Source organism: Micromonospora sp. NPDC004551 (assembly GCF_040609975.1).
Lineage (GTDB): Bacteria > Actinomycetota > Actinomycetes > Mycobacteriales > Micromonosporaceae > Micromonospora.
The window spans coordinates 44,582-68,037 of sequence record NZ_JBEXLM010000013.1 but is presented as its reverse complement, the minus strand read 5'-3'; the positions used below and the strand labels follow the sequence as shown (position 1 = coordinate 68,037).

Here is a 23,456-nt window from a genome sequence, read left to right as displayed (position 1 = left end):
CGCTTCTCGGTCAGCGGCAGCGAGCCAGGCAACCCCGGCGGACGACGCGGTGAAACCAATGCAACTCCTGGATACGGCAGGTGTTGCAACCACCCCTAGAAGTCGCCCAACCACCACCGCGCACACACCTCACTCGGCGGCGAAGCACCCATCACCCGCGTCAACAACGGTGCTGGACGCTACAACTAGGCCCGTGACCCGCAACCCGGGCTGGGGGCGCTGGCGGCCGCGCTGGTCCTCGCCGGGTCGAATGCGTTCACCTGGGACTGGTACGACCGGCTCACCGAGTGGAGCGCCGTCCCGAACCTCGCCCGCCTGGTCGGTCACGTGGTCGGTGGTGTCGCCGCCGCCTGCGCCGCGCAGTGCATGGTGGCGTACTGGGCGGCCGACCGGGCCGGACGGGCCCCCGCTACAAGCTGGCCATCTCCACGGTGATCGCCGCGGCGATGACCGTGCTGTTCCTGACGACGCACACCGAGCAGGAGCGGGGGAGTGGCAGGACCGGTACGTCCACATCCCGCAGATCGCCGTCTGCGTGGCCCTGTTCAACCTGGCCCTCGGCTGGATGCTGTACGACGCGCCATCCTCGCCGTACGCCTGCGGCCGCTGTGGGTCGGCGATCCGCGAGATGTTCCCCAGCCCCCGCCCCGACGACGAAGCCGTGCCGCGCGGCACCACCCACGCCATCATCAGTGGCCCCACGGCCAAGGACGACCTCCCCGTCAATCGGATGGTCATCGACATCCGGGACGGCTACCTGGAGATACCGCCGTGGCTCGACTCGGACGTGGTGGCCAAGGCCCGCCGCGTCGCCCAGCAGGCGGACCTGTCCGGGGAGACGTTCGAGACGACCGTGGAGGCCGCGACCCTGGCGTGCGCTGCGCGACAAGCAGGTCGGCCGGCGGCCCGCCAAGCCCGGCGAGGTTGACGGCGGCGCCGCCGACATGGCCGGCGAGGCCCGCTGGCTGCCCGGGTCTCCCAGGCCGTAAGGTCCCGGGTCGTGAAGGTTGTCCTCGAGCAGACCGCGCCGAAGCGGTCGTGGGTGGAAGAGCAGCCGGGCGCGCTCGGCTTCTTGGGGCGCCGCTGATGAGCCGCGTCCTCGCGCGGGCCACCACCGAGGCCCTGGCGCCGGCGGTGCTGGCGGCCGCCATGCCCGTCATCGTCGCCCTGGTCGCCGCGCCCACCGTCGAGCAGGCCCTCGGCTGGGGCGCGGCCGCCGCCCTGTTCTCCGCGGTCATCCCGTTCGGGTCATCCTCCTCGGCGTGCGGCGGGGCCGGTACACGGACCACCACCTGGGGCAGCGGGAGCAACGACGCCTGCCCCTGCTCGTCGGGGTCGCCTCGGTCGCGGTCAGCCTGGTGCTGTTCGCCGTGGCCGGCGCGCCCCGCCCGTTGACGGCGATGGTGGCGGTCATGCTCGCCGTCCTCGCCGCCGTGGCGGTCGTGAACCACTGGTGGAAGCTGTCCGGCCACGCCGCGGTGGCGGCCGGCTCCGTCACGGTGCTCACCCTGCTGCTCGGCCCCGTCCTGGCGGTCAGCTGGGCGGCGGTGCCGCTGGTGTGCTGGGCGCGGGTCCGGCTGCGCGACCACACCCTCGCGTAGGTCGTCGCCGGCGCGATCGCCGGCGCGGCTATCGCCGGCGGGGTCTACACCGCGGTGGTGTAGGCCCGCGCCACCTGCAGCGCGGACGGTGGATCCGCGTCGTACCTGCCCCTCATCATGGTGGTAGACCAACGAGAGGGGTACTGCGTGGCCGAAGCTGTGCGGCACATGCGGCTCGGGATCGACCTGAACCTGAGCCGAGCGGATCTGGGGCACCCGGAGCTGCCGGGACTGTGGCAGGAGCTGCGGTCGCGGGTGATTCACGCGGGCGAGCTGCGGTGCATGGGGACGTGCTATCGGAACGACCCGGACTGCCCGGAGTGGATGTACCTCAAGGGCAACCCGGACGGGACCGGTCTCCGCCAGGCCGTGCACCTCAACCATTCCGCCGCGAAGAACCATCCGACCGCCGTCGAGTCGGACAAGCACAAGGCCCTCAAGGAGCGAGTTGCGACCGTCTCCGAGCGGGCCGGCTTTTCGGTGGAGGTGGAGGCCCGCTCGGAGACCGGCAAGCGGGTCACGGACGTGCTGGTGCGCGGCGCGGGCGGTCTCAAGCTCGGCCACGAGCTGCAGGTGTCGAAGCTGTCGGTCTCGACGATGAAGAAGCGCATCCAGATCGCCCGGCAGGACCAGGTCCTGCCGATGTGGACCACCGACAACCCCGCCGTGCAGGTCGAGCACCGGGCCCCGTGGGCCACGATCCCGTCGACGAACGCCGGCTGGGTCCGCGCCGGCACCGAGCTGCTGGTTTCCGGTGGCGCCCGGACTGCCGAGATCGAGCGGTGCGGCCGGCGTGACGCGCGCTGCCCGGTGACCCGGGGACGCCCGTGCGGGCAGCTGCACGTCTACCTCGAGGCCGCGCGGGGCCTCAACCTGGACGATCTGGTCGTCGGGGCGGCGTCGGGTGAGTGGCGGTCGCTCGAGCAGGCCGACACCCGCGGTCGGTCGCTGTACTACTGGGTGACCTCCGACGACCTGGAGCGGTACCTGAACGACCGCGGCGGCCGGCGGCCCGTCACGAACATCGAGCTGGCCCCGAGCCCGGGCGGCGCCGTGACGATGACGCCCCGGGAGCTGGACCTCGACTGCAACTACGGCGTCGACACGGGGCACCGGCGGCCGCCGGCGGCTCCCCGGGATCCGCGCGGCGCCGTGGTGGTCGACCTGGGCGGCTCGGTCGCCAAGAAGCTCGCAATCATCTTCGACTGGTCCAAGCACGCCAGCGGTGAGCCGCTCCCGTGCCGGTTCTGCGGGGCTGGCGCGTGGATGCGCGACAGTGAGGGGCGGCCGTGCCACAAAGCGTGCGCGGAGGACGAGGCGGCGGCCAGACAGGGCAGCTGAGCGTGAAGAAGAGGCCTGGGGAGTCCCCGGCCTCTCCTTTTACTAGGGGTGCGCTGCGGCGGCCAGCTCACACCACCACCGCTTCATCGCCGCTTCCGCTTCCCGCGTCTGGGGCGCGCCCACACGACGAACACCAGTAGCGGCATCATCGCGACCGTCGTGTACCACGCACCGTAGTGGTCGTCGAGCAGCCAGCCGAGCAGCCACAGGTACCCGCCGCAGATCCCCAGCAGCACAGCCGCGATGGCGACGACCGTCAGCGTGGCCCACATCCTCGTCATATCGCCAGTCTCTCCATGACCTTATTACTAGGGGTGCGTTCAGCTGCCGGAGGTGGCGGCGGCGACGAGGAACGACGGGTCACGGTCGAGATTGTCGCGGTCGCGGTCGTACCGCTGGGTGGTGCGCGGGTCCTTGTGGCCCAGGGCGTGCTGCCGGTCCTCGAGGTCGGTGCCGCTGTCCCGCGCGATCGTGTTCCACGCATGGCGGAACGAGTGCGTGCTGATCTGGTGCCAGTTCGGCATGCCCGCCGCCTTGGCGAGGCGCTTCACGAACCGGTACACCTCGTGCCGGTCGATTCGCTCCCGGGTGAGGGTGACGAAAAGCGGCCCGGTCAGCCGGTCGACGGGGACGCCGGCCTGGGCGGCCCGATGCGCGAGGTACGCGTCGACCAGCTTGGCGACTGCCGGCGGCATCGAGCGGGTCCGCCGCTTGCCACCCTTCATCTGGAGCAGGTGCACGACCCGGTGCCCATCGCGGTGGCCGAGGTGCTCGACGTCCAGCGTGCAGAGGTCCGACACCCGGACGCCGAGGTCGACGAGCATCGCGGCCATCGGCGGCGCGGCCGCACCCAGCCACCGGTCGCCGGCGGCGGCCACGCCGAGCATGGCGGTGGCCTCGGCCGCGGTGAACCCGACGGTGGGGGAGTAGTCGCGGTCGACCACGGGCCGTTCGGCGATCTTCGCCGGGTTGGTCGGCACCGCGGCGAGCTTGGCGAGGAAGTCGTACCAGATGGACACGGCGGAGATCCTGCGCGCGACCGTCGACGGCGCCGGCGGCCGACCGTGGCGGGTCGGCGTCTCCTCGAACTCGCGGGCCCGCTCGTTGACGTGGAGGAACGTCGCCCGGAGCAGGTCGACGTCCCGCTCGGCGCACCAGGTGGTCCACAGGCCGACGTCGTGGCGGTACGCAGTGCGGGTCGCCTCGGACAGCCGCCGGTTGGCCAGCCACCTCTCGGTGAACGACTCGATCGCGGCCAGCTCGCCGGCGACGAGCGCCGTGGTGGTGAAGCGGTCCAGGTCTGTCATAGTGCGCCGTCCTCGAGGTGGAGGCGGTGGGTGCATGCGTCGCACAGGTCCAGCCGGATGGGGAGGTCGGTCATCGCCCGGCGCCGCGCCCGAGCCGTCGCCGAATTCCGGAGGCCACGTCAGCGAACAGGTCGCCGAGCCCGTAGACCTCGGCGGGAGGCTGCCTAGGGGCGCGGGCGGCCTCGTGGGCGGCATTGTGCTCGGGCTTGCCGCAGCAGACGTGATCGGTGACGTAGGGCCTCGCCTTCTTGGTGCATGGGCGGTGGGCGCAGACGACGTAGCCGGGCGCTGACTGGACCTCGAGCCATTCGGCGGGGATGGGCATGGGTGCAGATCCTCTCTGGCAGGTCATGAGAAGCCACCGCTGCCATCGCGGTGAGAGGTCTGAGTTGGGTTCCGGGGCGGTCAGGTTGACCGTAGGTCCTGGAGCCGACTCTCCTGACCCGACCCGCCGCATTTAGAACTCCTAACAGAATGATCTAGGCGGACGCGTAGAGCTGTCCCGCGTGGACGATCAACTACCATGATCGGCCGTGAGGCGAGGTGAGCAGCCGCCGTGGATCGTCTCTGACGATCTATGGGCCGAGATCGAGCCGTTGCTACCGACCCGCCCGCCTCGCCGGCGGCGCTACCCCGGTCGCAAGCCGCTTGATGATCGCAAGGTGTTGTGCGGGATCTTGTTCGTGCTCTACACCGGGATCCCGTGGGAGTTCCTGCCCCAAGAGTTGGGGTTCGGGTCAGGCATGACCTGCTGGCGCCGGCTACGGGACTGGAACGACGCCGGCGTGTGGCAACGACTGCACGAGGTCCTGCTGGGCAAGCTGCGGGCTGCCGGTCAACTGGACATGTCCCGGGCGGTGATCGACGGCTCCCACGTCCGGGCGCTCAAAGGCGGCCCAAAACCGGCCCGAGCCCTGTCGACCGCCGCCGTCCGGGCTCGAAACACCACCTCATCACCGACGCCGGCGGCATCCCCCTCGCCGCGACCCTGACCGGCGGCAACCGTCACGACGTCACCCAACTACTGCCCCTGGTCGACAAGGTCCCCCGGATCAAGGGCAAACGCGGCCGACCAAGGCAGCGGCCCGGCCGGATCTACGCCGACCGGGGATACGACTACGACATCTACCGCCGCCAGCTGCGCGACAGAGGCATCACCCCGGTCATCGCCCGACGCGGCACCGCACACGGCTCCGGCCTCGGCACCCGACGGTGGGTAGTCGAACAGAGCATCGCCCTGCTGCACTGGTTCCGCAGGCTACGCACCCGCTGGGAGATCCGCGACGACATCCACGAAGCCTTCCTCACCCTCGCCTGCGCCATCATCTGCTGGCGACGACTCCAACGCTCAAAGAGTTAGGAGTTCTTAATCGTCACTATGTGACCCGCCGCGCCTCGCCAGCGCCAGTTCCCGGCGGGGGAGTGCCGCGGTCCTGCTCCCGCCACTGGCCGGCGGCGTCGGCGCGCAGCAGGCGATCAACCATCTCCAGCGCCGGTGGCTCCGAGTCGAACTCCCAGCGCAGCACCTTTCCGGACTCCGTGTCCCCGGCCCGGGCCATCACCGTCCAGCGCGTCTCGCGGACCAGCCACACGTCGCGCCGGGTCAGGCGCCCCCAGACACCGTTCCACCACCGCCGTACCACTTCCTGCACCCCGAGATCGTACATACGTTCGATCTGGTGGGCGGCTCGGATGGCGAGCGTGTCTCGCGCCTGTAGCGAAGGTCACTCGCAGCGGTCCTCCGCGCCCCGGCCGTAGGGCTCGCAGCAGTCCGGGCGGTGCCGATACACGCGAAGATCACGTCCGCTGCGGTGGGCGAGCTCCGGCGTGCACCAGAACCGCCGCTGGACGTCCTGGCACCGCTGGACCACCCTGGCGATTCTCGCCCACGCCTTCCTCGCCGCCGCGACCACACACCGCAGCCGTCCCGACCCGGCCGGACTGATCGCGCTGGCCGTCAACGAACTACGCCAACTGTTCAACATCCTGATCATCGAACCCGGCCGCCGCCGCTGCGGCCCACTGTTCTGGTCGGTAGGCCGACGCCGTCACCAAGCACGAGCCATGACCAGCCACTACGCCCGGCAAGTCCTCACCGAGCCGTGATCACAATCCCCGGCTGGAGTATTAGGTGCCGGGTCAGTCTCCCCCTGGGCGCTTGCCGACGGCACGTGGAAGCGCGGATCGCCCCAAGATCCGTTGGTGCTTCATGGATGGTCCGGAGCACCACACCAAGTTCAGCATTCAACACGTTCCACTGTGCATCCGAGAGTTTCCGATGAGCGCATGGTAACCTCCCGGAATGCCTCGGACAGCTCAAGCTGACGCCAATATCCTCTTCCCGGAGCCATTGCCATGGAACGAGCGCGATCCCGCCTTGGGGAACATCGAGGGTGATCGCTCGTACTTCATTGACAACCTCGTAGCCCTTCTGAGCTTTGTTGGCGATGGAGTAACGAAGAGTGAGGCATTTTCTTGGCCCACATCTGGCAAGGAGATCGCGGTTGGAACGGTCTGTCGGCCGATCAATAGCTCAGGGCTGCTTGCTTCGGATGGTCAGGCAGTCCGTCTCTCGCCCCATGCCAGGCGCTGGCTTGAAACTCAAGATCCGGGCCACTTAATTGGGATAATTCATGCCCACGTGCGCTTTATCGGAGAGATATTGAGCGAAGTCTCGAAGAGGCCGCTTTCCCAGGTGAAGCTTCATGAAATTGCGTGCGCCAATTATGGCTTCGGTTGGCGCAATAAGGGACCGATCCATGTAAGGATCAAATGGCTACAAGCGGCCGGAGCGGTAAGCGTCTACAGTCATCGGGTCAATATTACCGACAAGGGCAGGGAAGTCCTTCGCTCACTGTCTGTTTATGAACCCGAAGCGACCACTATTTCGCCTGCCGATTTGCAGCCCGCTCCTCGAGCGATCGAAACGCTCCTGAGTTTCTTGGAATCAACTCACGAGGGCCGATCCCGGGCAGCCGCTTTTAGCATTCCGAATAGTAGCAGGAATCGTGGTCAGTTGGACGCTATTCGGTCGGTGGTGGAGACGTGCGCATCGGCGACCGATCAAAATATGCTGGTTGATAAGATCGTATCCATCTTCGAGACTGGACCTACTGCGGCTGAAAAATGTGTGCAGTCGCTCAAGATTGCCGGCTTAATCGAACGGGTCTCTCCAACCGAGTTCAAAGCGACAGCAGCTGGTTCGGCATGGGCGGCGAGCACCTACAGCATCGACCTGGCGCGCATCATTCACGCCAATATCTGGTATTTTGGTGAGATCGTGAAAGAGCTGGAGAGTTCGGTTCAGCTCACGTTTGCCGAAGTGCTTAGCCGAAGCGCAAAATATTCGAGCGCGAATCAGTCGCCGCTTAGTCGGAACGGATTGACGGCTCGTATGTCCTTGCTTACCGCATTAGATCTCATCATGAGAACGGCTAAGAGCACTTATAGGGCTACGCCGTTAGGCATCGCCTTCGCTGGATCAGTCTCCTGCCTTACTCCAATCGCCCATGACGCAGAAGATCAAGCCCCGCTTACCCCGCTAGACATCTCCCAAGCGGAGGAAGTGCAGCGCGTCACGAATACCGGCGACCAAGACGTCACGAATGCAGAATCAGAATCTCAGGCTATTGCCGATCGCCTGGTCAGAGCCGCGAGACAAAGCGAGAAATCTGTCGAGCTGGAATTGGCGACAATTCAGGCGCTGAGGTACCTCGGGTTGCCGGCGACGCATATAGGAGGGAACGGAAGGCCGGATGGAACGGTCCGGACTGCGCCGGGGAAACTAGGTGACCTGCTAACGGTGGAGGCCAAGTGTGCCGCCAATGGCATAGTCCCAGAGGAGCAGGCAAAGCAGCGCACCTTGGCTGACCATCGTGAGCAATATAATGCCGTGGGAACGGTCTATATCGGACCTGGCTTCGAGCGCAGACTGCTCGACACTCTTGATAATGACGAGAAAGTAGCAGTCGTCTCTACCGCAGTTATCGCTGAGGCGGTGAGGCGACAGCCGGATACGCCGTTGACGCCAAAAGAGCTTGACCCACTTATCAACGCCTCTATCCCCGAGGGGGAGCGAAGGGGACACCTGCTTAGTAGGTGGAAAGAAAAAGAAGACTGGACGCTAGCGATGCGCGCAATCGTTGAGATTCTCGCCCGTGAAGCGGAGTCGCCCATGTGGGACGACGAGCCAGACTCTGCCGGGCTAGGCTGGTTGGACATAACATCGATTCGCCGATCGCTACGCGATTTGCTGTCGCGTGAAGTTTCAAAAGAGCTAATTTTGGACGTCCTTAACTTCCTTGTCTCGCCTCAGGTTGCGCTTGCAGAGAGTTCTGAAGATCGTTACCGGTTGGCGGTCGCGTCGGAGGTGGTCGCTCACCATTTCGAGTACCTTGGGCGTCGCTGGCTTTTGGGAAATCGGTTATACAGTCGCCGAAAGGCCGACCGGCAAGGTTGGCCTGAGTAGTAGTCGCTCCGTGCCGTGCGAAAAGGATGCGGACACTCGGCCCAGCCTCGTTGACGAGATACCGGTTCTTGAGTGGCCAAGCCGCTGTACCCTCGCTCGGCTCAACGCCGATGATCTGGCGTCAAAGACCTTGCATGGGACATGTACGGATGTTTTCTTAAGCGGCCGACGGGTCCTTGAAAAGACGTGCGAGCATGGGCCACGCAGCTCCTGATACCGGCGTACTACGCAGGTCCCAAGACCGGATTGAGCAAGGTGGAGCTGTCGGGCTCCACTTGATCCGTGACACGCCGGCTAGACGATCATGGTCGTGGATGTTATCCGATGTGGGGTGGTTCGGGCTGGGTAGGCGGTTGCCAGTCGGTTTCCCCGCCCAGGCCGACGGTCATCGGGTCTACACCGATGCCCGTGAGGTGCCAGGACTCGTAGTTGTGAACGGATTCGACGTGTAACTCGGTGCCGTTGTCGAAGGTCAGATGGAGGGCACCCTTGCCGCGGGTCTCAACGCTGCTGACTGTCAGGCCGAACAGGTCCAGGACGGGCGCCAGGCTGGCGCCCGTGCCGGGGGAGCCTTGAGCGTCCACCCTGCCGCCAGATGGGCGATCAGCCACCGCTCGGGCAGGGTGCCGTCGGTGTCGCGGGCGACGCGGCGCCCGGCCGGGAGCCAGTGACCTGTCCGATCGCCGGACGCTAGGGTCGACTTGATCGTCCGGGTAGTCGTCCAGCCATGTAAGCAGGTCGGCCACGAGGCTATGAAGGAGACGTGAGAGTGCAGCATCACCATCGGCGCCCATGGTCCGCGACGAGACCTGGATCGGATTGTTCAGGCGGCGCTCCGGAGGACGCCAAGTGTCTGGATCCTGCCGATGAGCGGGCATTCGGGGCTTCCTGGAGCCAGGTGCCGATTTGGTCCGCGAGGTAGCGCCGATGTCTGCGCCGGTCGGCCGCACACCACTGCCCACCGAATGGAGCGAGTGAACGTCGGTCACACCGACGCTGCTCACCTGCTCCATTCATCATGCCCGCACCAGGCACCCATGCCCACCACCGCACGTGACCAGGCCCGGTACGTGCGGACGGGGCGGCCCCTCGTCAATTGGGCTTGAGGCCTACTCGGGCGATGCCGGTCGTCGTCTCGGATCCAGTCGGCTCCGTAGACGTCGTGCCGGCGATCTCGCCCTTACTGCCCGCCCCGATGGCAGCGTGGCTCCGCCGTTTAAGCTCTTCGCGTTCGACGTCCGGGATAGTCATCGACTCGGCGAGCACGGCGGCAAGCGTGTCCACCTGAGTGTTGTCGATGTCGACCTGGAAGTGCCATCGGATGTTCTCGTCGCGCGTGATGAGGTCGATCGCCGAGCGTGAGCTTTTGTCCTGGCTGGTCGCTGCTCGGACGTATCGCACCCGGTCGATCGGGATTTCCTGATGGATCTCGCCCTGCTCGAGGAATGTGGTCGTCTTGGCCGTGATGATGCGGCGATCGGTGACGGCGACAAGTGTCTTTGCCGGCACCTTGTCCCTCGCTACTGCCAGCATTTCCATCGCTCCGTTGAGGATCGAAGAAATGGGATCGGAAGCATCGGGCTGATCTGGGAAGCCGAGGACACGGAGGGTCTCGCCGTCCTCGAGGAACCATCGCAGAATGCGGAGGTACGGTTCGAGATCCAGCGATTCGGGTGCGCAGACGGCGTCCGGCGCCTCCAGCGGAGGGGCTGGCGGATGGAGAGCATCGGCAAGCGGCTGGATCGCCTCCAGCAGACCGGCGCAGGTTTGGCGGACCGCGGTCGAGTCCTTCCGCTCGCCCGACAGCGGCAGTGTGCCGCGTCCGGGGAGCTCAACGATGATGCGTAGTTCCCGGGTCAGCGCGTCGACGAGGCTGGTCGCCTCGGGGAGAGCGGAGTCGAGCGCCGCGCGGGTGTCGCGCGCGATGACGCCGACGAGGTGTGCCTCGTCGACGTCTTCGGCTCCAGCGGCTCTAGCCCGCGCGGCGTGGAGCGCCTGATATCCGGTCCATGCCTTGAGGGAAGACAGCAGGGCGTGTGCGTCGAAGAGGATCGCCTCGGCGTTCGTCTCGAGAAATGCACGGCGGCCCTGTGTGTTGTGACGGATCTGCCGGACGTGGTCGCTGACGTTCAGCCGGTACAGCTCAAGCTGCTTACGCAGACCCGGTTCAGTGCCCGCGATGCTGTTCCACAAAGAGGTGGGAACCGATCCGATCTCTCGCGCCCGGTCGACCGCGCGATCGATGCTAGCGACGAGCGCCGTCAGTTCGGCCCACTGCTCGTGGCGGATGGTCGTGAGTACCTGGCTTGTCAGCGCGATGTTGGTTCGGGTGAGGCCGGTAACCTCACTGAGCTGCATCTGGATGGCGATCATGGTCAGCACCGGCCCGAGCGTGGCCGCGAGCGTCGCCGGGTTCACCGCTGTAACGGGGATGAAGCGGGCCGCATGGACGATCCTGCCGTTGAAGAACACCGCGCCGAGGTTCGCGCCGTCCTTGACCGCGAGTGCTCCGCCGGCCCTCAGCCAGGCCTGTGCCGTGTGGCCGATCCGGTAGAGCCCCTGCGCGCTGGCGAATGCGTTTCCGAGGTTGCCGGCCACGGTCGCCGTGTTGCCGATCGAGGCGAGAAATGTGGAGATCTGCGTGCGGTCGGCGGCCGGCACGAGCCCGAAATCAACCAAATCGAGCTTGAGCACCGCCGGGACATCACCGAAGACGACAGCAACTCCTGGGAGCACCTCCGCTAGGACCGTCGATGCCGTCGTTGAGTCGATGTCCGAGTCGGGTGCCGGCTTGTCCACAACAGACGAGTCGACGGTCTTGCGCTGACCGTTCTCCTCAGGCACGGCGCTCGCCATCGAGTCCGATGGGTCTTGCATGCGATCTCCTCCCCGCGCGGGCGCGCAACGGCCAGACGTCGTTGGCGCTCGATGCCGGAGAGCGTACGGCTAGACGCCCTGAGTTCAGACGCCGCCGAGAGTAGAACAAGTTCACTCGCGAACAATCGTGCCGCGCACCCTCCCCTGGCCTCACCCCCGTACCACATGAGGTGTGCGCTTCTGCCGCGAGCCGCTTGCCCTCCACCGGCCACCCGCTGGCATCCTCGTGAAGGATTGCGGGCATGCGGTCCCATGTCAGCTTGGCACTCCCGGCCACTGGAAGACGAAGGCTGTCGGAGGAAGCTCGTCATCAGCGAGCAGCTGGACGAGTTCGTCGAGCAGTCCGTCCAGGTCCTCTCAGTCGGCCAGTTCATAGTGCTTGTTCACGACCCGGTCGTCGGTCAGGCGCACCGTGGAGAGGTCCGCCTCGCCGCTGCTCCAGACCGTGACTTCCACCAGCCAGACTGCTGACTCGAACTCCACGCCCGTGACCGGTTCCAATGGTTCGGGTCAACGGGAAGCAAGCGCTGGCGCAACTCAGCGCGACCCACGTGCTTGCTCGCTCCTGGACCGCCGGTTCCAACTCCTCAAGCGCAAAGACCACAGCAACGATGATCCCCCCTTCAACGGCGCGAGGTGCTTCCGGATTTGCCGCAGACAGTGTGGGTGCGGCCATCCGGTCATGCCGCTGACCGCGCTGGTCGCAACCGGTAATGCGTCGCTACTCGAGGATCAGTCTCACCCGACGCCGTATGAAGGCCATAATAGACCTTCTTGGTGCAGGACGAGGACCGTACGCTGTCGGCCGCGCTGGCCGCAGCTCACGCTGAAGGCATCTCCACCGACCATGACGGTCACGACTTCGAGCCGTACGACGAGTTCATGTGGTCCATGGAAACGGTTGAGTGGTGGCAATCCTGGACCGGCAACCCGACCGCCGGCACCGCACCGTTTCGAGTGTTCGGGCAAGACGGGTCTGGCGGCCTGGCCGCCTTCTGGATCCGCGTGCCTGGCGCCCCGATCGAGACCCAGCCCATCGTGTTCCTTGGCTCCGAGGGCGAGCTGAACGTGATCGCCAGCAACCTCGGCGACTACCTGTGGCTGTTAGCCAATGGCGTCGGCCCCCTCGAGACCGTCGACGGCATCCACCGCACGACCACGCCCATCCCCACGCTTACCGTGATCGCACGGAGCTACACCGGCGACACGCACCGGGCCACCGCGACGGTGATCGACGCAGCCCAAGCCGAGCTCCGCGCGCTAACAACGCTGGTCGACACGACCGCGCGGTAGTTGCTGGCCGTACCCGTTCACGGGCTCTGTGTCCTAGGGCGGGGTCAGCAATGGTGGCAGGGGGCGAAGTTTCGTCGTGGCTTGATCGGAGATGATCACCGGGTGGCTGGGTTGATTGAACACTTGGAGTCGTTCCTCGGGCTCATCGCGAGTGGTAGCCGAGGCGACGATACGACGCCGGAGGGCGTTCAGGTGGCGTGGTTTGGCCCCGACGTCCCGTTCGGCGGGGTCACGACCCTGGTGACCGTCGGGCTGTCGCGGCGTCATCTCAACCTGCCGAATGACGGGGCCCTGCACCAAGAGTTGGTCATGCACGTTCCAACCGATGACTACCCGGCCAGGGCGGCCGGGCTGTTGTTCCAGGTGGCCGGTGAGATGGTGCGCCGCAGGGCCGGCTTGTCGCATGGCCAGGTGATTGGTCCGCGGGGGCCTCTCTTCCCGGGCGGCCAGACCACAGCCATCGTGGCGATCAGCCCGAGATATTTGCCGGAGTCCTTTGCCGTCTGTCACACCGAACCCGCGCCGGTGGTCTTCACGTGGTTGGTTCCGATCACCACGGGTGAAGCTGAGGTAATCCAGAAGTTCGGGTGGGGGACGCTGGAGCAGGCATTCGCGGCTCAGGATCCTGACCTGGCCGACCCCGGTCGGGCAGAAGTGGCGCTGGATGGGTTGGGCTCGTAGGCCTCAGCGGGCGGGTGATCGAGTATCCGGATCTGTAGCCGCGATCCGCGCGGTCATGGCTCCCCTCTGTGTCATCCAGGGGCGGCGGCACCAGTGCAGCAGAGGCGTTGGTACCGGGCGGGCGGACCGCCGTCACCCTGACCTTGGGCGGTCTGTTCCACGACCCGCCGTCGGGTGCCGAGGCCGGAACTGTGATCGGACAGCGTCAGGCGATGACGGGTGTGATGCCCCGTGTCCGCTGCTCGGCGGCGGTGAGTGTCGAAGTCGTAGCCGCGGTCGGCGTAGATCCAGCCGGGCCGTTGCCGGAGCCTTCCGCGAACGCCCTTGATCCGAGGAACCCCGTCGGCCAAGGGCAGCAGATGGGTGACGTCGTGGCGGTTACCTACGGTCAAGCGGGGGCGCCGCAGGCTCGAGGCGGGCCGAGTGCGAGATTGTCAGGCCTCTCGGCCGTCGAGGAGGCGGCGGAGGGCTGGGCCGGCGGTGGGGAAGGCAAGTCGCAGAGTGTGCGCGGTGAGTCCTATACCCCACCAGGTGAGGGCGATGAGGTATCCGACGATGAGTGCCTCGTTGGTGTCGTTGGTGAAGACGATGGCGTAGCCGATTCCGAGGCCGGGTGCGGTGATGGTGCGGATGGTGCGGCTTCGGCTGGCGGTGAGGGCGGTGGCGACGCCGAGGAGCGCGGCTCCGGCGCTGCCGATGAGGCCGGGCATGCCGGTCAGGTCGACGGGTGGGGTGATGGTGAGTGCTGCTCGCATGAGGTAGATGCCGGTGGTGGCGATGGCGGCGTGCAGGATCGCTGGCCGGGTGCGTGCGAGCCAGGCGGGAAGGGCGTTGGCGGGGATGCGGGGTGCGGTCGCGGCGATGACGGCGGCGCAGACCGCTAGGGGTAGCGCGGAGCCGAGGGTCCATTTCAGGTACGGGCTGTAGTCGTATTGGACGGAGGTGCCGGTGGCGAGGCCGTAGAGGCCGGCGACGACTGCGCCGCCAACGGCGGCGGCGAGGTATCCGCGTCGGATGAGACTGCCGGTCGCGGGTTCGGGCGCAGACGTGCTGTGTGCGCCGGCGAGCCAGGTGGTGGGGGCGAGGTGCGCCACGGCGAATGCGGTGAGCATGGCGAGCGCGCCGGCGGCGCCGAGTTGCGGTAGGGAGGTGCGGACACCGACGACCCGCAGGAACGTGGTGGTGATGTCCGCGGTGAAGATGGCTTGGAGGAGCAGGGTGAGGGAGCAGGCGCTGAGCAGGAGAGCGCTGGTCAAGTCCCTGATGCGCAGTCGGACCCGTGGTAGATGGGTGCTGGCGGCGGTGGGTGTGTGCTGCTGTGGTGCCGTGAGCGTCAGGGCGCCGTCGGCGGGGGCGTGGAACTGGTCGGCGAGGACTGCCGGGGTGAGGCTGGTGGCGGTGGCGAGCCGGTCTTGGAGGCCCGGTATGGCTTCGGCTTGGCGGAGGATGACGGCGCTGAGGTGTTGGCGGTCGACGTCGGCCGCGTCAAGGGCGTCGCGGACCGCGTCGTGAACCCTGTCGAGGAGGGGCTGCGCCGCGATGGCAACGTCGTCGTGGGTGATGACCGCGGGCTTGCGCGGTGCGGGGAGCAGTACCGGCGCGCGGTCCTGCGCCGTTAGGAGCTGCCTGGCCTGGCGGACGGATTCCAGCATCGCTGAGCTGTCCTGGTGCGGCGGGGACTGGCTTATCTCGCGTCGCAACGGGTCGTCGTCGCTGGTGGCCTCGTCGAGGATTCGCTGGGCGAGAACCTGGTTGAGGTCATGAGGTAGGCCGATCGATCGTGTTGCCAGCTCACGGTATCCGTCGGCGCTTGTTTGCAGGATGGTCAGGGTGGCCGGGTGGCGGTCGGCCTGGCAGATCAGCAGGCAGGAGCCGTCAGGTGCGGTGAGCCCGTGGGCTGAGGTGTAGGCGGCGAGGGCTGCTGGTGCGGTGACCATGGCCGGGGCGGGCAGGCCGGCTCCAGCCGCTGCATCGGCGAGTTGTGCCCGGCGGCGGGGTCCCCAGTTCGGCGGGATGGTGACGGTGAGGGCGGTGATCGGCTCACCGATCTGACGGGCGGCCTGGTCGGCGACATGCCACAGCTGTGCGGCGAGCAGTCGCACGCCGTCGACCGGCTGGTCTGTTGCCGGTCTGCCGAGCAGCTCCAGCGGGTCGCTGACGAATTGATGCTGCGCCGATGTCTGGGACGCTGTGGACACTCCGACCTGGATGTTGCCGCTGGGGTCGACGGCGACGCCGTGCGGCATGGCGAGGCTACCGTCGAGCATGACGGCGATCCGGGCGCCGTGCCGGTCGACGGTGGCGGCGATCGCCGACGAACTGAGGTCGATGGATAGCCGGATGCCCCCGTTTGGCATGTGCGGCAGTCTCTCCCGGCGGGGGAGTGGATCGTCAACTTCAGTCCCGCGCAGTGATCACTTGTGCGCGTATGGTGAGAATCCTTCTCCGCGAGGTGGCCATCGGCAGTCATCCTCATGTATGTGCGGGAAGGTCGGCATAGGAGCGGGTGGAGGCGAGAGAGTGCCGCAGGACTCCGGGGATAAAGCCAATCGGCTAGCCGAGTATGCGCGTCCCACGGTCTATGCGCCGCATGAGTCGTCATCGCATCGGCCGCCAGGACGGCGGTCAGCGGGCCTGGTCCGGGCCCTCCGCGCCGGCGTGGGTGCCCTGATCTTCCTGGTCGGCGTGCCTGGGCTGCTCTGGATCGTCGCTGGTAGCCCTGTGCGGCGGCTTCCGACGTGGCCGCAGGTTGTGGGCTGGTTCGACGAGCCGAGCGGACGGTTCACCCCGAACGTTCTTGCTGGCGCGGCCGTCTGGGTGCTGTGGCTGCTGTGGGCCGTGTTCGCGCTGCTCCTGGTCGCCGAGCTGTTCGCGGTGGTGACCCGGTGGCGGATCCCGGCGCTGCGGCTTCCGGCACCGCTGCACCGGCTCGTGTTCGGCTTGGCCGGCACCGCCGCCATCGCCGTCACCTCCGTCGGATCCCTCAACGTAGGGGAGGGCGGTGACAGGTCTGCGGCCGTCGTCGCCTCCGCTGAAGGCGGCGGTGTCATTCCACGGCAAGCGGTCGCGCGAGGTCCCGCACTGATCCGGGTCGCCGACACCCGCTACGTCTACACGGTCGAGCGGCACGACACCCTGTCCAGAATCGCTAAGGAGTGGCTCGGCGACGCGGACAGGTGGCCGGAGATTTGCCGCCTGAACAAGCACCGCCACTTCCCTCGAATCGGCGGCACCCTACGGGACTGCAACCTCGTTTACCCCGGCTGGGAGCTGCGGCTCCCCGCCGACGCCCGCCCACCGCAGACCGCCACCCCGGCAGCACCGCCGGCGCCATCACCGTCGGCCGCGACCCCTTCGGCATCGCCAAGTACAGCCCCAACCGCGCCCAGTCCTACCGTGCCGCCCGCCACGCCCGATCAGGAAGCAGCACCACTCCCCAGCAGCACACCGTCGGCGACCCCGAGCGCCCGAGAGTCCACCTCGCCGACCCCGATAGGGACCTCCGCCGCCGAGTCGGCGTCGCGGTCCGCCTCGCCAACTGCGGGCGACATACAAGGCTCGACCGCGGCAACTGACGAGCACGGGGTGCAGCTATCGCCGTCCGGTTGGCTGCCCTGGTCACTTGCCGCAGCGATCAGTGCGGCCGCCGCGCTGGTCTGGGCGCAACGCCGCCGTCGATACACCGGTGAGCCCGATGCCGATCCGCCCACTCAACTGCCACCGCCAGTACTCCAGCTGCGCCGCGCCGTGGCCCGCAACCCCGAACTGCCGTATCCGGACGACCAGCACACCGAGCCGCCCGCGCTCGTGCCCGACCTCGCGCCGCTGCCGCCGGGCGGAACCGGCATCGTCGGCGACGGCGCCCACGCCGCCGGCCGCGCCGCCCTGGTCGCAGTCCTGGCATCCGGCGGCCCGCACCACCCGGATGCACGTGGCGAAGTCATCATCGACGCCGCCACTCTGCAAACCCTGCTCGGCCCCGACACGGCGGCCCCCACCCCATGGCCACGACTGCACATCGCCAACAGCACGGGTGACCTGCTTGCCGTGATGGAAGCCAAACTCCTGCACCGTAGCCGCATCCTCGACGAATACGCCCTCACGGACCTGGACACCCCGCCCCGGGAGGCCCTCGCCGAGGAACCGCTGCCGCCGATCCTGCTCATCACCAAAACTCCGCCCGAGGGCGCCCGCATGCGCGCCAAGGTCGCACTCGCCCTCGGCGCCGACCTGCACCTCTCCGCGCTGCTGCTCGGCGAATGGACCCACGGCCCTACCGTCGAGGTAGGCCCCGACGGCCACACCACACTCGTGTCCGGCAAGGCGACAGAGTCGATGCCGCCGCGCCTGCCCGTACTCGACCACGACACGGCCATACAGATCCTCACGACCCTGCGGGAAGCGCAGACAGGTGAACCACCCGCCCTCGCATCACCCGCTGTACCGGTCGCGGTCGTCCCACTGCACGCCAACCGAACCGACACCAAACCCACCGAACAACCGACGGTCACTGCGCAGCCCGACGCGACCACCCGCAAAGCGCAGCTCCGAGTGCTCGGCCAGCCGCGGATCGACAACATCACCCAGCCCGGCCGACCGCTGCGAGCCAAGGCCCTCGAACTCGCCGTGTTCCTCGCCTGCCACCCCGACGGAGTCACCACCCGCGACATCGGCGAATACCTCGAACCCGACGCCCGCCTCAGCCAAGCCGACCAACGCGTCCACACCAACGCCAGCAACCTGCGCCACGTCCTCGGCCGCGCCGGCGCCGCCGACACGAAGAACGCCTACGTCATCAAAACCGCCGGACGGTACCGACTCGACCCGGCCACCGTCGACGTCGACGTCTGGACGCTCCGTGACCTCCTGCGGACCGCGGCGATCGCCACCGGCCCGCGCCGCCGGGATCTGCTCACCGCCGCCTGCGACCTCTACACCGCGCCACTGGCCGACGGCCGAGACTACGAATGGCTCCAACCACACCGCGAAGCCGTACGGCGGTGGGGAACCGAAGCCCACCTCCTGCTCGCTGACGACCTCCTCGACAGCGACCCGCAGGCCGCGTCCGACCTGCTCGACAAGGCCATCAGCCTGGACCGCTACAACGAAGCCCTCTACACCCGCGCCATGCGTGCCCGCCACGCCCTCGCCGACGCCGACGGCATCCGCACCCTGCTACGAGCCCTCACCAAAATCCTCGCCGATCTCGACGCCGAACCCCAGGACGAGACCATCGCCCTGGCCGCCCAGCTTGGTGTCGACCTGGCCGTAAAGTAGGCGGCGCCGATTGCGGTGCACGGGTTGTGCCAAACCGACCCTCGAGCGCCGCCAGCGGTGTGCAGTGCCTGCGGCCCGCCGATCCTGGCGCTCGACCGGACAGAGAGGGTCAGAGGGTAGCCTCGCACCTGCAGCTGCGCTCTATCGCGGGGTGGGCGCCGCGGTGGCCGCGCCGAGGCGACCGACAGTGTCGGAGGGTGACCGCGAGCCCGCCAGCAGTGCCGGTCGGGGGAGGATCCCGGCGAACGGGTGGCGGATGAGCAGGTCTAGGCGGTCCCGGTCGACGCACGGCCTCGGCCAGGCACAGCACCGGCAGCCCCAACACTCAGTCGTCGTCCGCGGCGACCTCGGCGACTACCTCGCCGACGCCGGTCGATCTACCCTCGAATGCGATGGTCGGGGGGCATCGAGGACAACCCGGACGGACGGTCACGCGGCGCGGGCGGGCGCCGAGCTGCTCGCGCGCGGCCACGTCGAGATCCGGCGTCCACGACTCCTGAGCGTCGTCCAGCCGGCGGCGGCCGCGGGCCTTTCCCCTCGTCGGGGACGACGATGCCGGCGGCGGGCAGGACCCGGCTTCCGCTGCATGCTCAGGAAAGCTGGGTGATCAGATAGACGACGCCGCCATCGACTGCGGCTAAGCCGACGAGCGCAAACGCGATCCCGGCAATGTAGCGGCCAAGCACGAACCCCGGCCGTTGCTTTATCTCCTCCGGGGATACCTGTCGGCCTTCCACCCAGCGTCTGAATGAGCTCTGCGACATCTTGCGGGCCTGCTCATCGACGGCACCGAAGACGTTCGCCACCAACATGAGGCCGAGGAACCCAATCAACAGGCCCCATCCGATGAGGCTGAGTCCCCTCAGGAGTTCCAACACCATGGCGGCTCCACTGGCGGGCGAATGGGTTCGGCGTGCGGCGAAGCCAGGGTAGGTGGTCGTGACAAGCGGTCACTTCCCGTCCGGTCGACGCGGACCGATTGGCGCGGTCGCGGTGCCTTCGGCGATGGCGATCGTGTCGTAGCCGGGCGGGCCAGCCAGGAGTACTCGCCGCGGACACCCGACTGCTTGAGCCGGGCCTGGTTGCTTGCTGCGACGACGGATTCGAGTACTTCCGCGGCTGGCTGCTCACCAAGGGGAGAGGCGTTCGAACGCGCCGTGGCAGACCGGATACGCTCGCCGGCCTGCTGGTCGTTCAACGCGTTGCGGTCGACGGCGAATTCGATCGCGAATGTACCAGCGCTACGAAAATCCACCTCAGAGCCGACAGCATCTGGTAAGCGGGTCCCGCCGTATAGCTGCGCTCGATCGCCTCGGAACGGCAGGCGCCGCAGCGGCAAGCGGCCTGACCAATATGCCCAGGACGCTGGCACCGGCCACCACCGCCGGCCTGTGGCACCGCCGCGCGCGGCCGCCAGTCGGTCCCGGCTGGCGCCAGCGTCCGCAGACTCGTCGGGCCGAAACCGACGCCACCCCGGGACGCCAGCCTGGCCGGGACGTGAGCATCGAGATGGCGAGCATCTTGCGGCCTGGGACAGGCCCGGGAGGTTCCGTGCAGGGCTGGATCTACGAGGTGCTGGTGCTGTCGCATGGGACACCGACATCGAGTTGCACGTGCGTCTCCTGACCGCGCGATTGGATCGTCAGCGGTAGACAGGTCGCCTGCGCAACCCAGGTTCCGCCGGCGAAGGCCAGCCACCGATTTTGACCTGGGGTAGACGCACAGGCACGCACTCGAGCGCTGACGGTGGGCCCGACTGAGGGTCCCCACCCGATGCGTGCCTTGTTCTCCCACGGAGGCGGCACTTGAAGATCGACCACTGCGCCGGCGCGTACGATCAGTCCCCATTTGGCGAATAGTCGGGCCGCTGGATCGGATTCGCCGGAGTCCGCTACTTGCAGCACCCTGCCGTGAGGTACTGCGACGTCCTGTCCTGCGAGGCGATAGCCCGTCGGTATTTCCGACGATTCGTTGATCGATTCGGTGCATGGTGTCTGGCCAGGCGTCGACGGGGAAGGGCCGTCCTCGGTCTTGTGGGGTGCAGTTGATACCGGAGGCTGTGCCTCTCGACGTGGACTGGAGTCCTCCGAGGAAGTACAGGCTACGGTCGCCACCATCAGGCACATGCCGAGCGACGACCCCACCCAGCGGCTGGTCCTTCGCATGCGCATACCTCCCAGGTGGTCGCGTCAATACGTGAGGCGTTGGACGGTCAACGTACCCGAGGGCAGGGCGCATCCGATGCCCTGCATGCTTGTCAGGGATCACCGCACCATCAGACAACCCCGGCGACTCAACCGACACAACGCGCTACTAGGCCTTGCCCACCTTGGCCAGCAGTTCCGGGCCGTGGGTGCCCAGCCGCCGGTAGGCCAGCCGGCCGAGGCCCCAGGCGAGGAGCACGCCGATCACGGTGCCGGCTGCGACGCCCGCCATGGGAAGCCCGACGGCGACGAGCACGATGACCGGGGCGGCGGCGACCGCGAGGACCGGGAGCACCAGCCAGACGAGCCCGGCGAGCGAGCCACCGTCCTGGCCGGGGTTGCTGCCCCGCCGGTGCGGGTCGGTCATCCGGATGGGCACGTACACCGAGATCAGCAGTATCAGGCCAGCGCCCGCGCCCAGCGTCACCGGCAACAGTGCCGCCGCCCAGTGCAGCATCGTCCGCTCACCGTGTGCGAGCGCGCCGAGCGCGGTCAGGACCACGGCGGGCGGGCCGACCAGCACCAGCCAGGCGAGCTGACGACCACGGACGTCGGCCCGCTCGTTGCCCGGTGCCAGGAGCGTGTGCCACAGCGCCGTGCCGTCGGAGCTGTAGAGGTGGGCGCTGCAGCCGGCCGCGAGTGCCAGGCCGAAGACGCCGGTCATCGGCAGGTAGTCGGTGGAGCCGATCGCGAGCGGCAGGAGCGTGTATGTGACCGCGTACACGAGCGCGAACGTGAGGAAGTGGATCCGGACCAGGTCACGGCTCCACGTCCGTAGCTCCTTGCCCATGACCGCACGGATGGCGGTCGGCGGCGCCCACGCCTGCGTGGTGCCCGGCGTGATGACCGGCGCCGGCTGCGGCCGGCGGAGCAGGCGGGCCCAGAGCAGCACCGCCGCCGCGACGATCGCCGCCATTGCGGCGAGCGCGGCCAGCGCCACGCCCCACTGCCCACGGCCGGCCGCCTCGACGGCCGCGACCGGCCAGCCCGACGGCGCGACCCGCAGACCGTGGGCGAACCCGGCTGGCAGGGGGCCGGCGGCGTCGCCGCCGAACGCGGCGATGAGGGTCCACCCCTGCGCGGCCAGGCAGATCAACACCCCCCACGGGACGGCCATCAACGCGGCCGCCCGTCGGGTGTTGATCAGCGAGCCGACGCCGACGACGACCACGTTGGACACCGCGACCACGAGTAGGACCAGCAGGAGCACGGCCGGCACGGCCACCGCTGCGGCGCCCGTGCCGATACGGGCCGCGTACACGATCAGGGACGCGGCGGCGACCAGCATGACCGCCGGCCCGACGCCGACCAGGGCGGCGGCGAAGAGCGCGAGCGCCTTGCGCCGGTGGGTGATCGGCAGGCGGTCCAGGTGCTCGGTGCGGATGCCCGGGTCGCCGCTGCCCATCATCGGAGCCAGCACCCAGCCCACGACCCAGGACGCGAGCGTCAGCGCGAGCAGGTCGCCGGCTGCGGCGCCGGCCTGCACGACGAACCAGATGGTGGCGGCGGCGGCGAGGAGCCCGGCGGCGAGGCCGGAGATCATCGTCGCGGCCTTGGTTCCGCTGAACGAGTGGCGCAGGACCAGGTATTTCGTGTGCATCAGGATGCCAACCACGTCAGCTGCTCCTCTCCGGTGGTGCGGGCGCCGACGAGCGCGACGAACGCGTCGTCGAGGCAACGGCCGTCGCGGACCGCGTCGAGTCCACCGGCGGCGACCACGCGACTCTGGTTCATCACGGCGACCGTGTCGCAGAGCTGCTCGACCAGCGGCATGACGTGGCTGGACAGCACGACCGAGCCGCCTGCGGCGACGAAACGCCGCAAGATCGACCGGATGGTGGCCGCCGACACCGGGTCGACCGCCTCGAACGGTTCGTCCAGCACCAGCAGCTTCGGGCTGGCCAGCAGGGCGGTCGCGAGGCCGATCTTCTTGCGCATGCCGGCCGAGTAGCCGAGCACCAGCGTGCGGTGGGCCCGTTCCAGGTCGAGCACGGCGAGCAGCTCGTCGATCCGCTCGTCCAGCACGTCACGCGGGATGCCGTGCAGCCGGCCGAGGTAGGTCAGCATCTCGCGGCCGGTGAGCCGCTCGGTCATCGCGAGGCCGTCGGGCAGCACGCCGACGAGCCGCTTGGCGGCGACCGGGTCGGCCCATACGTCGGTGCCGAAGATGTGCGCGGTGCCGGCGTCGGGGCGCAGCAGCCCGACCGCCATCGACAACGCGGTGGTCTTGCCGGCGCCGTTCGGGCCGACCAGGCCGAAGAACGAGCCGGCGGGGACGGTGAGGTCGACCGCGTCGACCGCCGTCGTGTCCCCGAATCTCTTCGTGAGGCCCGAGAGCTTCAGCGCGGGAGTCGTTGGTGTCATGCCGGGAACGCTAGAAACCGGACGGGCGCGCGGTAATGACGCC

The 23,456-nt window shown here is 68.0% G+C and carries 19 protein-coding genes and 1 pseudogene; 9 read left to right on the top strand and 11 right to left on the bottom strand.

Translation table 11 applies throughout. The features are described from left to right. The first annotated feature begins 535 nt into the window (after nucleotides 1–535). The 3 genes from ABZW14_RS17430 (at nucleotide 536) to ABZW14_RS17420 (ending at nucleotide 2,942) form a co-directional block, all read left to right on the top strand. Entirely contained in the window at nucleotides 536–928 is a 393-nt protein-coding gene (locus tag ABZW14_RS17430; protein WP_355346979.1) for a DUF6545 domain-containing protein, read from the top strand. A gap of 334 nt (nucleotides 929–1,262) precedes the next feature. Next, entirely contained in the window at nucleotides 1,263–1,601 is a 339-nt protein-coding gene (locus ABZW14_RS17425) for a hypothetical protein (protein WP_355346976.1), read from the top strand. A gap of 147 nt (nucleotides 1,602–1,748) precedes the next feature. After that, nucleotides 1,749–2,942, top strand: coding sequence for a hypothetical protein (locus ABZW14_RS17420; protein ID WP_355346973.1), 1,194 nt, complete (start codon nucleotides 1,749–1,751; stop codon nucleotides 2,940–2,942). Nucleotides 2,943–3,025: 83 nt separating this feature from the next. On the opposite strand, the gene ABZW14_RS17415 is transcribed toward ABZW14_RS17420, so the two are convergent. The 3 genes from ABZW14_RS17415 to ABZW14_RS17405 all read right to left on the bottom strand — a co-directional run bounded on the left by ABZW14_RS17415 (nucleotide 3,026) and on the right by ABZW14_RS17405 (nucleotide 4,574). Continuing rightward, a complete protein-coding gene (locus ABZW14_RS17415) occupies nucleotides 3,026–3,223 on the bottom strand; it encodes a hypothetical protein (RefSeq protein WP_355346970.1) in 198 nt (65 codons plus the stop codon). A 39-nt stretch (nucleotides 3,224–3,262) separates the two neighbouring features. Beyond that, nucleotides 3,263–4,249 (bottom strand): tyrosine-type recombinase/integrase, encoded by a 987-nt coding sequence (locus ABZW14_RS17410; RefSeq protein ID WP_355346967.1) that lies wholly within the window; start codon nucleotides 4,247–4,249, stop codon nucleotides 3,263–3,265. A 70-nt stretch (nucleotides 4,250–4,319) separates the two neighbouring features. Then, on the bottom strand, nucleotides 4,320–4,574 hold the full coding sequence (locus ABZW14_RS17405; protein ID WP_355346964.1) for a hypothetical protein: 255 nt from the start codon (nucleotides 4,572–4,574) through the stop codon (nucleotides 4,320–4,322). A gap of 235 nt (nucleotides 4,575–4,809) precedes the next feature. Here ABZW14_RS17405 and ABZW14_RS17400 point away from each other — a divergent pair. Continuing rightward, nucleotides 4,810–5,609, top strand: a protein-coding gene (locus tag ABZW14_RS17400) for an IS5 family transposase (RefSeq protein ID WP_355347267.1) whose coding sequence is annotated in 2 segments (ribosomal slippage) — nucleotides 4,810–5,146 and nucleotides 5,146–5,609 — 801 coding nt in all. Because the reading frame shifts where the segments join, the coding sequence is not laid out codon by codon here. A gap of 16 nt (nucleotides 5,610–5,625) precedes the next feature. Here the strand turns inward: ABZW14_RS17400 and ABZW14_RS17395 are convergent. Next, a complete protein-coding gene (locus ABZW14_RS17395; RefSeq protein WP_355346961.1) occupies nucleotides 5,626–5,901 on the bottom strand; it encodes a hypothetical protein in 276 nt (91 codons plus the stop codon). 178 nt (nucleotides 5,902–6,079) lie between these two features. Between ABZW14_RS17395 and ABZW14_RS17390 the strand changes: the two are divergent. Both ABZW14_RS17390 and ABZW14_RS17385 read left to right on the top strand, forming a co-directional pair. Continuing rightward, nucleotides 6,080–6,355: pseudogene (locus tag ABZW14_RS17390) on the top strand (IS701 family transposase); the annotation flags it as partial. A 196-nt stretch (nucleotides 6,356–6,551) separates the two neighbouring features. Then, the gene (locus ABZW14_RS17385) at nucleotides 6,552–8,717 is read left to right on the top strand and encodes a hypothetical protein (RefSeq protein WP_355346958.1); all 2,166 of its coding nucleotides are present in this window, start codon (nucleotides 6,552–6,554) and stop codon (nucleotides 8,715–8,717) included. 317 nt (nucleotides 8,718–9,034) lie between these two features. Here ABZW14_RS17385 and ABZW14_RS17380 read toward each other — a convergent pair whose 3' ends face one another. Beyond that, nucleotides 9,035–9,328, bottom strand: a complete 294-nt coding sequence (locus ABZW14_RS17380) for a DUF6188 family protein (RefSeq protein WP_355346955.1) — start codon at nucleotides 9,326–9,328, stop codon at nucleotides 9,035–9,037. 481 nt (nucleotides 9,329–9,809) lie between these two features. Beyond that, nucleotides 9,810–11,594, bottom strand: a complete 1,785-nt coding sequence (locus tag ABZW14_RS17375) for a hypothetical protein (protein WP_355346952.1) — start codon at nucleotides 11,592–11,594, stop codon at nucleotides 9,810–9,812. Nucleotides 11,595–12,371: 777 nt separating this feature from the next. On the opposite strand from ABZW14_RS17375, the gene ABZW14_RS17370 reads away from it, so the two are divergent. Together ABZW14_RS17370 and ABZW14_RS17365 are read left to right on the top strand one after the other, a co-directional pair. Then, a complete protein-coding gene (locus ABZW14_RS17370) occupies nucleotides 12,372–12,887 on the top strand; it encodes an SMI1/KNR4 family protein (RefSeq protein ID WP_355347264.1) in 516 nt (171 codons plus the stop codon). Between the two features lie 102 nt (nucleotides 12,888–12,989). Then, nucleotides 12,990–13,568, top strand: coding sequence for a suppressor of fused domain protein (locus ABZW14_RS17365; protein WP_355346949.1), 579 nt, complete (start codon nucleotides 12,990–12,992; stop codon nucleotides 13,566–13,568). A 71-nt stretch (nucleotides 13,569–13,639) separates the two neighbouring features. On the opposite strand, the gene ABZW14_RS17360 is transcribed toward ABZW14_RS17365, so the two are convergent. Both ABZW14_RS17360 and ABZW14_RS17355 read right to left on the bottom strand, forming a co-directional pair. Further along, the gene (locus ABZW14_RS17360) at nucleotides 13,640–13,960 is read right to left on the bottom strand and encodes a transposase (RefSeq protein ID WP_355346946.1); all 321 of its coding nucleotides are present in this window, start codon (nucleotides 13,958–13,960) and stop codon (nucleotides 13,640–13,642) included. Between the two features lie 42 nt (nucleotides 13,961–14,002). After that, nucleotides 14,003–15,925: a hypothetical protein gene (locus tag ABZW14_RS17355; RefSeq protein ID WP_355346943.1), complete on the bottom strand. Its 1,923-nt coding sequence runs from the start codon at nucleotides 15,923–15,925 to the stop codon at nucleotides 14,003–14,005. A gap of 301 nt (nucleotides 15,926–16,226) precedes the next feature. On the opposite strand from ABZW14_RS17355, the gene ABZW14_RS17350 reads away from it, so the two are divergent. Continuing rightward, nucleotides 16,227–18,845 (top strand): transcriptional regulator, encoded by a 2,619-nt coding sequence (locus tag ABZW14_RS17350; protein WP_355346940.1) that lies wholly within the window; start codon nucleotides 16,227–16,229, stop codon nucleotides 18,843–18,845. 590 nt (nucleotides 18,846–19,435) lie between these two features. Here the strand turns inward: ABZW14_RS17350 and ABZW14_RS17345 are convergent. The 3 genes from ABZW14_RS17345 to ABZW14_RS17335 all read right to left on the bottom strand — a co-directional run bounded on the left by ABZW14_RS17345 (nucleotide 19,436) and on the right by ABZW14_RS17335 (nucleotide 23,413). Continuing rightward, complete coding sequence (locus ABZW14_RS17345; protein WP_355346937.1) at nucleotides 19,436–19,726, bottom strand: hypothetical protein; 291 nt, start codon at nucleotides 19,724–19,726, stop codon at nucleotides 19,436–19,438. A gap of 1,432 nt (nucleotides 19,727–21,158) precedes the next feature. Beyond that, nucleotides 21,159–22,664, bottom strand: coding sequence for a hypothetical protein (locus tag ABZW14_RS17340; protein ID WP_355346934.1), 1,506 nt, complete (start codon nucleotides 22,662–22,664; stop codon nucleotides 21,159–21,161). Further along, the gene (locus ABZW14_RS17335) at nucleotides 22,649–23,413 is read right to left on the bottom strand and encodes an ABC transporter ATP-binding protein (protein ID WP_355346931.1); all 765 of its coding nucleotides are present in this window, start codon (nucleotides 23,411–23,413) and stop codon (nucleotides 22,649–22,651) included. The genes ABZW14_RS17340 and ABZW14_RS17335 overlap by 16 nt, the downstream gene beginning before the upstream one ends. Between the last annotated feature and the right edge of the window lie 43 nt (nucleotides 23,414–23,456).